Source organism: Tardiphaga sp. 862_B3_N4_1 (genome assembly GCF_051811085.1).
Classification (GTDB): domain Bacteria; phylum Pseudomonadota; class Alphaproteobacteria; order Rhizobiales; family Xanthobacteraceae; genus Tardiphaga; species Tardiphaga robiniae.
Genome location: NZ_JBPWQB010000002.1, coordinates 1239719 through 1252738 on the forward strand (window position 1 = coordinate 1239719; position 13020 = coordinate 1252738).

The 13020-nt window shown below is 60.4% G+C and carries 13 protein-coding genes and 1 tRNA gene; 4 read left to right on the forward strand and 10 right to left on the reverse strand.

Annotated features, from left to right (window positions below):
* The first annotated feature begins 66 nt into the window (after positions 1–66).
* Positions 67–615, forward strand: coding sequence for a DUF1269 domain-containing protein (locus AB8B02_RS23090; protein WP_439065274.1), 549 nt, complete (start codon positions 67–69; stop codon positions 613–615).
* A gap of 163 nt (positions 616–778) precedes the next feature.
* On the opposite strand, the gene AB8B02_RS23095 is transcribed toward AB8B02_RS23090, so the two are convergent.
* Genes AB8B02_RS23095 through AB8B02_RS23120 form a run of 6 tightly spaced genes read right to left on the reverse strand, consistent with a single transcriptional unit; the run spans position 779 to position 5755 of the window.
* Complete coding sequence (locus AB8B02_RS23095; protein ID WP_068729678.1) at positions 779–1183, reverse strand: carboxymuconolactone decarboxylase family protein; 405 nt, start codon at positions 1181–1183, stop codon at positions 779–781.
* A gap of 59 nt (positions 1184–1242) precedes the next feature.
* Positions 1243–1965 (reverse strand): ABC transporter ATP-binding protein, encoded by a 723-nt coding sequence (locus tag AB8B02_RS23100; RefSeq protein WP_309942099.1) that lies wholly within the window; start codon positions 1963–1965, stop codon positions 1243–1245.
* Positions 1962–2687 (reverse strand): ABC transporter ATP-binding protein, encoded by a 726-nt coding sequence (locus AB8B02_RS23105; protein ID WP_439065275.1) that lies wholly within the window; start codon positions 2685–2687, stop codon positions 1962–1964. The genes AB8B02_RS23100 and AB8B02_RS23105 overlap by 4 nt, the downstream gene beginning before the upstream one ends.
* Positions 2684–3655: a branched-chain amino acid ABC transporter permease gene (locus tag AB8B02_RS23110; protein WP_439065276.1), complete on the reverse strand. Its 972-nt coding sequence runs from the start codon at positions 3653–3655 to the stop codon at positions 2684–2686. The genes AB8B02_RS23105 and AB8B02_RS23110 overlap by 4 nt, the downstream gene beginning before the upstream one ends.
* The gene (locus AB8B02_RS23115; protein WP_089263519.1) at positions 3652–4512 is read right to left on the reverse strand and encodes a branched-chain amino acid ABC transporter permease; all 861 of its coding nucleotides are present in this window, start codon (positions 4510–4512) and stop codon (positions 3652–3654) included. The genes AB8B02_RS23110 and AB8B02_RS23115 overlap by 4 nt, the downstream gene beginning before the upstream one ends.
* A gap of 19 nt (positions 4513–4531) precedes the next feature.
* Entirely contained in the window at positions 4532–5755 is a 1224-nt protein-coding gene (locus AB8B02_RS23120) for an ABC transporter substrate-binding protein (protein ID WP_439065277.1), read from the reverse strand.
* Positions 5756–5869: 114 nt separating this feature from the next.
* Between AB8B02_RS23120 and AB8B02_RS23125 the strand changes: the two genes are divergently transcribed.
* The 3 genes from AB8B02_RS23125 to AB8B02_RS23135 all read left to right on the forward strand — a co-directional run bounded on the left by AB8B02_RS23125 (position 5870) and on the right by AB8B02_RS23135 (position 8744).
* On the forward strand, positions 5870–6553 hold the full coding sequence (locus AB8B02_RS23125) for a GntR family transcriptional regulator (RefSeq protein WP_439065278.1): 684 nt from the start codon (positions 5870–5872) through the stop codon (positions 6551–6553).
* Positions 6554–6614: 61 nt separating this feature from the next.
* Positions 6615–7505 carry an NAD(P)-dependent oxidoreductase gene (locus AB8B02_RS23130; RefSeq protein WP_439065279.1) on the forward strand — a complete coding sequence of 297 codons (891 nt, stop codon included), beginning with the start codon at positions 6615–6617 and terminating at the stop codon, positions 7503–7505.
* Positions 7506–8744 (forward strand): alpha/beta fold hydrolase, encoded by a 1239-nt coding sequence (locus AB8B02_RS23135; protein ID WP_439065280.1) that lies wholly within the window; start codon positions 7506–7508, stop codon positions 8742–8744.
* A gap of 290 nt (positions 8745–9034) precedes the next feature.
* Here the strand turns inward: AB8B02_RS23135 and AB8B02_RS23140 are convergent, their stop codons facing one another.
* The 4 genes from AB8B02_RS23140 to otsB all read right to left on the reverse strand — a co-directional run bounded on the left by AB8B02_RS23140 (position 9035) and on the right by otsB (position 13014).
* Positions 9035–9976: a DUF2778 domain-containing protein gene (locus AB8B02_RS23140; RefSeq protein WP_439065281.1), complete on the reverse strand. Its 942-nt coding sequence runs from the start codon at positions 9974–9976 to the stop codon at positions 9035–9037.
* 277 nt (positions 9977–10253) lie between these two features.
* Positions 10254–10343: transfer RNA gene (locus tag AB8B02_RS23145), tRNA-Ser, on the reverse strand.
* Positions 10344–10568: 225 nt separating this feature from the next.
* Positions 10569–12041, reverse strand: coding sequence for a trehalose-6-phosphate synthase (locus AB8B02_RS23150; RefSeq protein WP_439065282.1), 1473 nt, complete (start codon positions 12039–12041; stop codon positions 10569–10571).
* A gap of 157 nt (positions 12042–12198) precedes the next feature.
* A complete protein-coding gene (gene otsB / locus AB8B02_RS23155) occupies positions 12199–13014 on the reverse strand; it encodes a trehalose-phosphatase (protein ID WP_175369592.1) in 816 nt (271 codons plus the stop codon).
* Positions 13015–13020 lie beyond the last annotated feature (6 nt).

The window sequence follows — 13020 nt, forward strand, 5'->3', positions numbered from 1 at the left end:
AGAAGGAACCATCAACGACGCAGACCACGTGGCGGAATAGAAATCTCTTAGTCAGGAGGATTGGAAATGTCAGATCTCGTTGCGATCATCTATCCATCCGAGGCAAAAGCCGAAGAGGTGCGGCAGCGTCTGTTCAAGCTGCAGAAGGAATATCTGATCACGATCAGCGATGCCGTTATCGCGGTGAAAACCGAAGCCGGCCCCGTGAAGCTGAACCAGCTGATGAATACCACCATGGCCGGCGCGGCCTCCGGCAGCTTCTGGGGATTATTGATCGGCGTGCTGTTCCTGAATCCCCTTCTCGGCGTAGCACTGGGCGCCGCATCCGGTGCATTGGGCGGCGCACTGACGGATTACGGCATCAATGACGACTTCATGAAGGAGCTATCGGCAAACCTTCAGCCGGGAAATGCGGCGCTGTTCGTTCTCATCAAGAGCATCACTGCAGACAAGGTGCTCAAGGAAATCCAGGACGCCGGCGGCACTGTGCTGAAGACGTCCCTGGACGATGCCAAGGAGCAGGCGCTCAGGAACGCGCTCGCCAAGGCCACAACCGAGCCCCAGGCTCAAGCACCAGCGGCATCCACGACCACGGCATCCAAGCCCGCTGCCTGAGTTTGCGGGACTGGCATGGGTACAACAGAAGCGTCCGGCGTAGATATCTGCGCCAATTGCTCTTGTGCGTATCATCGCCGCGAATAACGAAGTCCGCCTGATCTTGCGCAGATCAAGCGGACTGTTGAATTTGCGTTTGAGGTGTCGTTGTCAGGCCGGCGACCTACTCCACCTTACCCATCTCTTTGAGCACTTCATTCGCGGCCTTGAACGCATCGAGGCCGGCCGGGATACCGCAATAGACCGTGGCGTGCAGCAACACTTCCTTGATCTCGTCGACCGTGACGCCATTGGTGATTGCGCCGCGCGTGTGCAGCTTGATTTCCGGCGCGCGGTTCAGCGCCGTCAGCATTGCGAGGTTCAACATGCTGCGGGTCTTGCGATCGAGGCCCGGACGATTCCAGGCGTAGCCCCAGCACCATTCGGTGGTGATGTGCTGGAACGACATCATGAAATCATTGGTCGACTGCATCGACTTGTCGACATAGGCCGCGCCCAGCACTTCGCGCCGTGCGGCAAGACCGATGTCGAACATTCCGCCAAGGGTGATCGTCTGATCGTAGCTCATATTTTCTTCCTTCTATTTGCGATTGCCAGGGTTTGACGTCGTTCGCCCGTCTGCCTCGATCATATGCCGAGATAGGCCGCGCGAACGGCAGGATTTTCATTCAATTCTGCAGACGTGCCCTGCAGTGCGATGCGACCGCTTTCCAGCACATAGCCGCGTGTCGCGACGTCGAGCGCCAGTCCGACATTCTGCTCCACCAGCAGGATCGACGTTCCACGGCTGTGGATCTTGGTGAAGGCATCGTGCATCTCTTCGACGACCTTCGGCGCCAGACCGTGGCTCGGCTCATCGAGCAGCAGCAGCTTTGGCTGCAGCATCAGCGCGCGCCCGACAGCGACCATCTGCTGTTCGCCACCAGAAAGCGTGCCTGCCAGTTGACCGCGCCGCTCGCGCAAACGCGGGAACAGCTCGAAGATGCCTTCCATACGCGACGACAGATCCTTGGCATGCCGCGCCGTAAAGGCGCCGAGCATCAGGTTTTCTTCCACCATCATATCCGTAAACACATGGCGCCCTTCGGGAACATGCGCGATGCCCAGCGTGGGGATGTCATGCGAGGCACGGCTTGACAGATCATTGCCGGCAAAACGCAACGTGCCGGTGACATGCGGCACCAGGCGCGAGATCGCGCGCAGGATCGTGCTCTTGCCGGCGGTATTGGCGCCGATGATGCAGACGAACTCGCCTTCGAACATCTGCAGATCGATGCCGTGCAGGACTTCGATCTCGCCGTAACCGGCATTGAGACCCTTGATCTCGAGCAATGGCTGAGACGCACTCATTTGTGGGCCTCCATCGAACGGCCGAGATAGGCTTCCACCACCACCGGATCGTTCGCAACCTGCTCCGGCGTACCATCGGCTAGAAGGCGGCCGAAGTTCAGCACCAGGATGCGATCGCAGATCGTCATGATTGCGCGCATATGATGCTCGACAACCAGCAGCGTGATGCCGTCGTCGCGCAGCGAGCGGATCAGATCCATGATCTCGTGCATCTCGACCGGATTGAGTGCGGCCATCACCTCATCGAGTAGCAGCACTTTGGGGCCAGTGCACAATGCGCGTGCCAGTTCGACGCGCGCACGCTCGGGAAACGAGAGATTGCCGGCAAGCTTGTGAGCAACGGATTTGAGCCCGACGCGGTCGAGGCAGATCAATGCCTCCTTGCGCGCGGTCTCCACATCGTGGCGCAACAGGCCCGCGGTGAGCACGTTGTCGAGCACCGAACTTTCGGCAAACAGCGCCACGTTCTGGAACGTCTTGGTCATGCCAAGCGCCGCGACCTTGTGCGGCTTCTGGCCGACCACACTGGTGCCGTCGAGTTGAATGGAGCCGCTGTCCGGGCGAATGAGGCCGACCAGTGTACTGAAGAACGTCGTCTTGCCGGCGCCATTCGGGCCGATCAGGCCGACGATCTGACCCTTCGGCACCGAGAACGTCACGTCTGACAGCGCCTGAAGGCCGCCGAAACGACGCGAGATGCCACGCACATCGAGAATGGTCATGAGCGTGCCTTCTTCGAGAAGCGTGCCATCAACGAGTCGAACACCGTGATAAAGCCCCGTGGACGCCACAGAATGACGGCGATCAGGATGACGCCAAAGATCAGTTGCGACAGGCCCGCCGCGCCCGACGAGAATAGATCGTTCATCAGCTCCTCCACGGGGATGATGAACAATGCGCCGAGGATCGGACCGATCGCCGTACCGACGCCGCCCAGAATGGCGATCAACGCGACGCGAATGGAGATGGAGGCGGCGCTGAACACCGTATCCGGATCGAAGAACACCGCGACCTGCGCATAGAGCGTGCCCAGCATGGCCATCAGCACGCCCGAGATAACAGCGGTCTGCAGCTTCACCTTGGTGGTGTCGATGCCGATCACTTCCGCAGCAGCCGGATTTTCCTTGATGGCGCGTAGCCGATAGCCCATCGCGCTGCGCCGGATCGCCTCAAAAATGAAGGTCACAACGATCAAAGCGATGAGCGCGATATAGGCATGCGGCAATAGCTGCTTGAAGGAATAGGCAGCGATGCTGGGCGGCACGAACGGCACCGACAGACCGACCGGCCCGCCTGTGAGCGACGACCAGACATTGGCGATGACGCGCATCACTTCGCCGAACGCCAGTGTGGCCAAGGCGAAGTAATGCCCCTGCAGTCGCATGGTCGGAACGGCAATGATCAGCGCGGCGATGCCACCGAGGAGGCCGCCCGCGAACATGCCGATCCACGGGCTGATGCCGAATTTCAGCACCAGGATGGTGGATGTATAGGCGCCGATGCCGAAGAAGGCCGCATGGCCGAGCGATGTCTGATTGGCCAGACCGCCGATGATGTTCCAGACCTGTGCCATCGCCGCGAATAGCAGCGTAAAGGTGAGCACGCGGATCCAGTATCCGGTCGGGCTGAGCAGCAGCGGCAACACAGCCGCAATGGCGATCACAGCCAGAATCGCGATCCAGCGTTTCATCGGGATGCTCCCACAAGGCCTTGCGGCCTTACCGCGAGCACGAAAATAAAGACGATGAACAGAATGAGGTTCTGCAACTGGATCGGGAAAAACAGCGACGACAATGCCTGAATGACGCCCACAGCCAATCCGCCGACCACCGCTCCCGCAACGCTGCCGAGACCGCCGAGCACAACGACGGTGAACATCAGCACGACGAACTGGCCACCGACCCCGGGGAATACGGTGACGTAAGGCAGGATCACCGCGCCGCCGAAGGCCGTGAGGCCGACGCCAAGCGCGAATGCGATCTTGTACATCAATGCCGTATCGATCCCCATCAACTGTGCAGCCATGGGATTCTGCGCAGTGGCACGCATGGCGCGGCCGAACCAGCTCGTGCGCATGAACCACCACAGGGCCAGGCCGCAGGCCAGCGACATGCCGAACGCGATCAGATACGGCACGCTGATGAACAGCGCGCCGAGCGACAGCGACATGGTCTGATAGGACGTGGTCACCGAACGAAACTGCGAGCCGAACAGCAGCAACGATCCGTTCTCGATCACGATCAACAGACCAACAGTGAGGAAGATTTGGGCCACCGACGGCGCCTTCAGCACGCGTGCGATCAACTGCCCCTGCACCAGCCAGCCAATGCCGAATGCGACCGCAAAGGACAGCGGCGCAGCCAGCACCGGATCAAGGCCGAGATAGGCCCAGGCGAACCACGATACGAACATGCCGATCATCAGGAATTCCGCCTGCGCGAAATTCACGATGCCCATCACGCCATAAACCAGCGTCAGGCCGATGGAGATGACGGCGTAGACGCCGCCGACCAACAACCCATCGATTATTGCTTGTAGAAATGACACTGCGATCTTTCTTAGTTCGTCAGGATTTCCAGACCGCGGTGCCTTTGGCGACGTCCTTCGGCCAGACGGTGACGAGCTCCTTGTTGCGCCATTGCGCCATGACGGGAACGGACAGGGTATTGAGGCCGGTACTGTCGAATTCGACGGCGCCGCCGGTCATCGCCTTGGTCCAGCCGCCGGTGAACTTCGCGCCGCGCAGCGCCATGGTGACGTCCTCGGCCTTGGCCGACTTCGCCTTCTCGATCGCCTGCACCAGCACGTCGAGCGCGACGGCGTGTTCCAGCGCCTCATGCACCATGAAGTAGCCGAAGCGCTTGCGGAAACGCTCAGTGAGATCCGGCGCGAGATCGTAATTGGCCGGCGCGATCGAGAGCACATTCTCCGCGAATTCGCCGAGGCCTTTCTCGAAATCCGGAATAACATAGCCGGCCGCGCCACCGATGGCCGGAATCGTGATGCGCTGCTGGCGCATGGTGCGGATCAGCAGCAGGCTGTCATTGAGATAGGACACCGGGAAGACGGCCTGGGCACCGGACGCGCGCAGCTTGTTGATCAACGGCGTGGTGTCGGTGATCCCCAGCGGATAGGCATCGTCCATCGCGATGTCGATATTGGCTGCCTTGGCAGCGGCACGAAGGCCGGCCGCCTGCGCAGTGCCATAGGCAGTGTCCTCATACATGATCGCGATCTTGTCGATCTTGGCGCCGGATGCCTGCGCAATCGCCAGCGTATAGTCGAGCTGTGCTTTTCCGAGTGCGGAAGCCTTGGCGACGATCTGGAAGATGTTCTTGAAGCCGCGACCGGTGATCTGGTCCGCGAAGGACATGGTGAGCAGCGGAATGTCACGGCGTTCCGTGACTTCCGAAATCGCAATGGTCAACGATGACGCGAATGCGCCGAGGATCGCGGTCACCTCGTTCTGGGTGATAAGGCGCTGCGCGACGGTGCCCGCCGTGGTGGGTGTCGAGGTCGCGTCCGCAACGATCAGATTAATCTTGGCACCGCCGAGCGCCTTGATGCCGCCGGCTGCGTTGATCTCATCGGCGACCAGCTCGATGCCGTTGCGCGAATTGATGCCGAACTGCGCATTGGCGCCCGACAGCGGCATGATCACGCCGATATTGACCGGCTTCGCCTGCGCACGGGCGGGCGACAGCACCATCGGGCTGGCCAGCAGAGACGCGGTTCCGGCGAGCAGCGAACGTCGGCTCAGGCCACCACGATGGGAGGTTGTCTTGGACATGGGCGTTTTCTCCGAATGCAGAACGGCCTTTGCGGCTTCATCGCCAATTCGACATAAAACAGACGAGCGGTCAAGCTGCTTGACAGATTGTCTGATAGGCGGTCAACTTGACGCATGGCAAAGATCGAATCGGAACTGAATGTCTCGCGGGAATCGACCAGCCTGCGACTGTTGGTTGAAAATCGACTACGCTCTGCAATCGGTAGCGGGCTGTTCAAGCCTGGCCAGCGGCTGATCGAGCGCGAGCTTTGCGAGCAGGTCGGCGTCGGCCGCACCTCGATCCGCGAGGCGCTCCGGCAACTCGAGGCAGAGGGCCTTGTCACCACGATCCCGCATCGCGGCCCGATCGTCAGCACCATCAGCGTCGAGGAAGCCGAGCAGCTCTATGATCTGCGCGCGCTGCTGGAAGGCTATGCCGGCCGTGAATGTGCGCGGCTGCGCGACCCGGTGATCATCGGACGATTGCGCAAACAGTTCGTCCAGATGGGCGCCGTTGCCGGTCAGGAAGACCGCAGCGACCTGTTGGCCGCCAAGACTGAATTCTATGCCGCGCTGCTCGAAGGCTGCGGCAATGTTTTCGTTGAACGCTTTCTGAAAATGCTGCTGAACCGCGTCACGGTGCTGCGCATGACGTCGATGACCCAGTCCAATCGCATCGGCCGCAGTCTTGCCGAAATCGAGACCATCCTTGTCGCGATCGAGGCCGGCGACGAAGATGGTGCCGAGCAGGCTTGTGTCCAGCACATCAAGAATGCCGCCGCGATAGCGCTGGAAGCGCTGCGGCGCGATAATCCCTGACAAGCGCGATCAACTGCCGCGCCAGATATCGACTAAAATAAGAACTTGAAGAGGAACGCCCGTGTCGAATTCAGCCGCCATCAATCCGCCCGCCAAGATCGCAGTCATCGGCCTCGGCAATATGGGACGCCCCATGGCCGCATGCATTGCGCGCGCAGGCTATCAGGTGGTTGGCTTCGATACGTTTGCAGAAGCCCGCGGCAAATATGGCGAAGCCGGCGGTACATCAGCTGCGACAGTCGATGAAGCCGTCAAGGACGCAGCCGCCGTCATCACGTTGCTGCCCGATGGCAAGATCGTGCGCGCCGCCGTCGAAGGCTTCAAGGCCAAGCTCGCACCGGGCACGGTGGTGATCGACATGAGCTCCTCCGCTCCGATGGGCACGCGCGCGCTCGGCGAAGAACTGATCGCGGCAGGCCTTGCTTTCATCGACGCACCGGTGTCGGGCGGCGTGAAGCGCGCCATCGACGGCACGCTGGCGATCATGGCCGGCGGCGACGGCAAGACCATAGATCGCGCCGATCCCGTGCTGAATGCCATGGGCAAATCGGTGTTTCGCACCGGTCCGCTCGGATCCGGTCACGCCGCCAAGGCATTGAACAACTACGTCTCGGCAGCAGGCCTCGCCGCTGCCGCCGAAGCCGTTGCCATCGGTGGAAAGTTCGGCATCGATCCGAATGTCCTCGTCGACGTGCTGAATGCCTCCACCGGACGCAACAACTCGACCGAAAACAAGCTCAAGCAATTCGTCATTCCCGAAAAGTACACCTCGGGCTTTGCGATGGCCCTGATGGCGAAGGATATCCGCACCGCCGACGAACTCGCACACCAGATCGGCGTCAACGCGCCGCTGGCAGACGAAGTCGCTGCACTGTGGGATGCCGCGCTGGAGAAGCTTGGACCATCGGCCGACCATGTCGAAATTGGCCGCTATCTCACTGCCAGGAAGTAGGTGACGTTGGGCATGGGCCTGATCGACGAGCTTCACAATCGACTTGCGGTCGCGATCGCCGCGCCGGAGGTGCAGTCCTTTGCGCGCGGACTGGATCTTGAAATTCAGTTTGGGATCGACGAAGCCGCCGTCGCTATCGCTTGTCGCAACAACCAGCCGGTTGTCAGTATACCCAGTAATGCGCCAGACATCGCGCTATCCGGGCCAGCCACAGCATGGCTGAAGGTGCTGGCGCCCTGCCCGCCGCCGACCTATCATTCGTTTTCATCGATCCAGCTGCGCAATACCAGCTTCACCGTGAGCGGCGATGCGCTGGTTATTGCGCAGGCCCGCGCATTTCTAGAAGCCGTGTTTGCGAATCTGACGGTGCCGGCCGCGCATGCGGTCGAAGTCGATCTCACGCGCCTTGAGGGCCGCTATCACCGCGTGCACAGCGCCGGCGGGCAGATTGCCGAAATCTATTCAGAGGCCACGGGCACCGGCAGGCCAGTGCTGTGCCTCCACACGGCCGGAGCGGATACGCGGCAGTTTCACGGCGTGATGTGCGATCCCGAACTCGGGCGCGACTGGCGCCTGATCGGCTTCGACATGCCGCATCATGGCCGCTCCATGCCACCTATCGGTTGGGACGGCAGCATCTATCAGCTCGATCAGCCAACCTATCTGGACTGGTGCGCGAGCTTCATCGAACAGGCGATCGGCGAACCCGTTGTGGTGATGGGCTGCTCGATGGGCGCCGGCATCGCCATGGCGCTCGCCGCAGAGCGACCTGATCTCGTGAAAGCCGTGATCGCGCTCGAAGCGCCCTTGCGCCCACGCGGCCGTCGTAACGACTATCTCACGCATGCAGGCGTCAATGGCGGCTGGCATTCGGCAGCCTATGTGCGCGGATTGATGAGCCCGTCCAGCCCCACTGAGGATCGCCGACGCGCTGCCTGGATCTATTCGCAGGGTGCGCCGGGCATCTATGACGGCGATCTGGCTTTCTATTCGGACGAGTTCGACGGCGAACAGACCGCCAAGCTCATCGATGGCCACAAGATCCCGGTGCATCTCCTGATCGGTCACTACGACTTCTCTGCCACCGTGAGCGATGCCTACGCGCTTGCCGAATGGATCGAGGGTGCCGTGGTGACCGAGATGCCGGAGCTCGGGCATTTTCCGATGACGGAGAACCCGCCAAAGATGCTGGACTATCTGCGTCCCATCTTCCAAGCACTGCGTCGTTTGCCGCTTTAAATGCGCAAGATTCAATCCGGAGGTTGCAGCCCCGGTGACGCCACCCAATTTTCGACCTTCGCGTAAAAACGAAACTGCTGTGCTTTCTTAAGCAACTCGTCTCTCTTCGGGCCGGGCTCCAAGGCGTCAGCTCGCTCAGCGCAATTTTTCGCCATTCGCGCGTAGTCACTGGGTGTCATATGCGAATCCCCCGATTCGGCGTTGGCATACTACCAATCTAAATCTGGGCGAAAATTAGTTCTGAAGATCAATCTCAAGCCGGTGCGATATCTGAGTATTCACAGACACGGCTACATCGACGTTTTTTGTGCCACCATAACGGTCGGATCGGCCAGGCTCGGTACGACGATCAATCTCTTCACGGCGCCTGCTTTGTAAGCCTGCAAGAACGTTGCGTAGTCCTTGAACGATACGCAACCGTTCGAATCTCCCTTTGGTCCCATCAGGTAGCTGTGCGTAAGCAATCCGGCGCGGCCAAACAGATCACCTTGACCCACCGGCTTCATTCTCAATGCTTCAACGCCGTGAAACGGCTTCTCTCGCTTGCTCAGTTCATATATCTGCGGCGGCGTCGCACCTCGATCATGGACGTGGACTTGCGTTGGATCGTCCATCAGTTCGCCAAGTCCGGAGTGAGCCTCGAGCCGCGTTCCGTCGGGCATGTAAACGGTGCGCGCGGAAATATCGTAAAGCGCCGTTCGCGTTTCCGCCAACGTTGGAGGTGCACTGTCCTTTCCGTCACCGGAGATTCCACCCTCGGGTGACGCAGATGCCAAAACAGTTTCAGACGGCTGTAGCATCGCAAAGACTTTTTTAAGTGCTGCGCTTACGTTGGACAAAGGATCAGACGGTGTTGACGCTTGATCGGGCAGAGACACAGCAATCAAATTGGCCGCCGACGGCCGGACTCTCGGTAGCGGCACTTTTCCATTCGCCGCCGAGATTCCGAGCGAGCTGTCGGCGGGAAGCACTGGCTGCGATCGCATTGCTTGCGCGAGCTGCGACTTAGCCCGCTGAACTTCCAATTCGACATTAGAAGCCGACACTTCAAAATCAAATGCTTGCGGAAAACGCTGAACGAACGAGACGTCGTCGAGCTGGGGACTACTTGGATTTTTGGCCTTAAAGAAGCTCAGTACATTTTGAGGCTCTCGAACATACGCGCATAACGTCAGGGCCGCAGCGAGGGCTCCGACAGACGCAGCAGCGATAACAATTCGAGATCTACGCAATTGATGCCCCGGACACGACGCAAAAAGGCTACCCAATGATTCAGGCTCAAATCAAGCCAACGAGCCTGACGTATTAGGCCATTTTGGCCTTGCCAGACTTTGCGCCACTCCGGAAGGTCCGTCTCCCAGAGCGAGAGATTCCTTTTCCCATCCAGCCTGCCTAAACAGGCTCGCTAAAAACCCAGCCATCGACGCAGACGTCATCCTGTTACCGCGCGCGGGGCGCGGAAGGACGACGGCCGGCTAGCAAATGGATCAGATGGTTAGGAGGGGGTGCTGGCGGAGAGAGTGGGATTCGAACCCACGGTACGGTTTCCCGCACACACGCTTTCCAAGCGTGCGCCTTAAGCCACTCGGCCATCTCTCCGGCTCGCCTTCTCATGACGGGCCGGAGCGAGATTTGCAAGGGACCGCCGGCCCGGCCCGGCGGCTTTTCTCAAATTATTGAAGGATATAGGGAATTCCGGGGAGCCTTGGCGCCACCTGCTCGTCCTGGCGAGCGGCGAATCGCCTTGCGATGCGTCGGCACAGCAATCCCCGCGCCAGCACGCCGCGGGGGGACCTCCCCATTTCGCCTGGGCGGCGCCGCGGCTCAGTGGAACCGGCTACCGACCCCAGCGCCCAGCGATTGGACCGGCCAGAGTACGGCCGGCTCAACCGGCAGCGTTTCCACCGGCGTCTTGTCATTGGCGACATGGGCTTGCTGAAGCGCCTCGACGAAATCGGCGAACCAGTCCTGAATGGTGCCGGCGCGCAGCTTCGCCATCATGGCTTCCCAGCGCATCCGGCGCTCCAGTAACGGCATCGAAAATGCGGTCGCGATGGTGCGCGCCATGCCGTCCACATCATGCGGATTGACCAGCAGGGCCGTATCGAGCTCGTTGGCGGCGCCGGCATATTTCGACAGCACCAGCACACCGGGATCGACCGGGTTCTGCGCAGCGACATATTCTTTGGCGACCAGATTCATGCCGTCATGCAGCGGCGTAACGAGGCCGACCTGCGCGGTGCGATAGAGGCCAGCGAGCACGGTCTGGCTGAAGCCCTTGTTGAGATAGCGGATCGGCGTCCAGTCAACTTCGCCGTGACGCCCGTTAATATCGCTCACCAGCTTCGCAAGCTGGTTCTGCAGATCGCCATAGGCCTCGATCGTGCCGCGCGACAGCGTCGCGATCTGCAACAACGAGACCGAGCGCTTGAGCTGCGGCTGCCGCGTCAGCATGCGATCGAATGCATCGAGACGATTGACGAGGCCCTTGGAGTAATCGACGCGATCGACGCCGATGGCGAGTTTCTCGCCGTTCAGGCTGCGGCGCAGCCGCGACACATCGGGATGCGACGCCGCCTTGGCAGCATGCGCAGCAAACTTCGCGGGATCGATGCCGATCGGAAATACCGCACAGCGCGACACACCGTAACGCGACATCACCACACCCCCCGTCGTGTCCAGGCCGAGCTCGCCATCGACATAAGACAGGAAGTTGTCGCGATCATCTTCGGTCTGGAAGCCGATCAGATCGTAAGCGAGCATTGCCTCGACCAGTTCGCGATGATGCGGCACGCCGCCAAAAATATCGCGTGCCGGCCACGGCGTATGTAGGAAAAAGCCGAGCGGATGCGTCACGCCAAGCGCACGCAATTCTGCGCCGAGCGCAAGGAAATGGTAATCCTGAATCCAGAACGCGGTGTCGGGCTTGCGGAACCGCAGCAGCGCGCGCGCGAAGAACGAATTCACTTCGCGATACGACTCATAATCGTCGTGCGACGTGCAGATCAGGTCGGTACGGGAATGCAGCGCAGGCCAAAGCGCCGAATTGGCGAAGCCTTCGTAATAGCCACCGTAATGCGCGGCAGGCAGATCGAGCATTGCCAGCGCACCGGCGCCAAGCGCCTCAATTTCGGCAAACGGTTCCTTTTGCGCGCCGTCGCGCACGCGGCCGCTGGAACCCACCCAAATCGCGCCAGATTTCTCCACCACGGGCAGCAAGGCTGCTGCCAGACCGCCGGTCATCGGCTCATTCGCCGAAGCGCGCGATACTCGGTTTGAGACTACGACGAGATTCACAGGGTCCCCTCCTGATTGCACACATTGATAAACGTCCGTTCATCAATATGGTTCCTCGTCACCATTCGACCCAATTGAAACCAAATTCGGGCACGCGACGATGGAACTCACCTTTCAGTGAGTTCCATCTGCATCGGTATCAATGACATGAGGTGAATCACTTCGATTTCGCTGCATCGTCGATCAGCAAGCGCGCGAGCCATGCGCGCACATCGCGCGGCTCGTCGAAGTGACCCGACACACCTTGCGCACGGCGACCGACGGAGAATGCGAGACCATTCATGCCGGGCATGATCGCAAATACAGATTCGTCGGTGACATCATCGCCGATGAAAATCGGACGGCGCCCGCTGAACGGCTCATGCGTCATCAATTCGATCACGCCGGTCGCCTTGGTCACACCAGCGGGCTTGATCTCGCAGACAGCCTTGCCGGGCAGCACTTCGATCGGCGCATTCGGCAGATCGGCACGGATCGCGGAGACCGCATCATAGATCGCCTTCTCCGCATGCGGCGCGAGACGGTAGTGCAGCGCGAGCGCATAGCCCTTGTCCTCGAGCAGAATGCCCGGGCTCAACTTTGCAATGGCAGCAAGGCGACGCTTCAATTCCTTGTCCATCGGCGGCGCGCCTGACGCGACCGATTCATTCTCTGCCGATAGTCGCATTTCAGCGCCGTGGCCGCCGACCGCCGGGAATTGCATCGGCGCGAAAATCAGATCGATGTCGTTGATCGAGCGACCTGAGACAAGCGCCATGGCGCCATTCGTGCGCTGCAGCAGTTTGCCCATGGACGTCGCCAGATCCGGCGGCACCCACACTTCACGCGGCGTCGGCGCCAGATCGAGCAGCGTACCGTCGATATCGAGCAGCAGCGCACATTCGCTAAGCCGCGGCAATTCCGCACCCGGATACAGTACCTCTTCGGAATGCGGCGCATCGTCGACAGGAATTTCGATAATTTTCTGAGACATGTTCAT

Excerpts from the sequence above, each read along its gene's own strand:
- AB8B02_RS23090 (WP_439065274.1), top strand. The coding sequence starts at position 67 with ATGTCAGATCTCGTTGCGATCATCTATCCATCCGAGGCAAAAGCCGAA.
- AB8B02_RS23095 (WP_068729678.1), bottom strand. The coding sequence starts at position 1,183 with ATGAGCTACGATCAGACGATCACCCTTGGCGGAATGTTCGACATCGGT.
- AB8B02_RS23100 (WP_309942099.1), bottom strand. The coding sequence starts at position 1,965 with ATGAGTGCGTCTCAGCCATTGCTCGAGATCAAGGGTCTCAATGCCGGT.
- AB8B02_RS23105 (WP_439065275.1), bottom strand. The coding sequence starts at position 2,687 with ATGACCATTCTCGATGTGCGTGGCATCTCGCGTCGTTTCGGCGGCCTT.
- AB8B02_RS23110 (WP_439065276.1), bottom strand. The coding sequence starts at position 3,655 with ATGAAACGCTGGATCGCGATTCTGGCTGTGATCGCCATTGCGGCTGTG.
- AB8B02_RS23120 (WP_439065277.1), bottom strand. The coding sequence starts at position 5,755 with ATGTCCAAGACAACCTCCCATCGTGGTGGCCTGAGCCGACGTTCGCTG.
- AB8B02_RS23125 (WP_439065278.1), top strand. The coding sequence starts at position 5,870 with ATGGCAAAGATCGAATCGGAACTGAATGTCTCGCGGGAATCGACCAGC.
- otsB (WP_175369592.1), bottom strand. The coding sequence starts at position 13,014 with ATGTCTCAGAAAATTATCGAAATTCCTGTCGACGATGCGCCGCATTCC.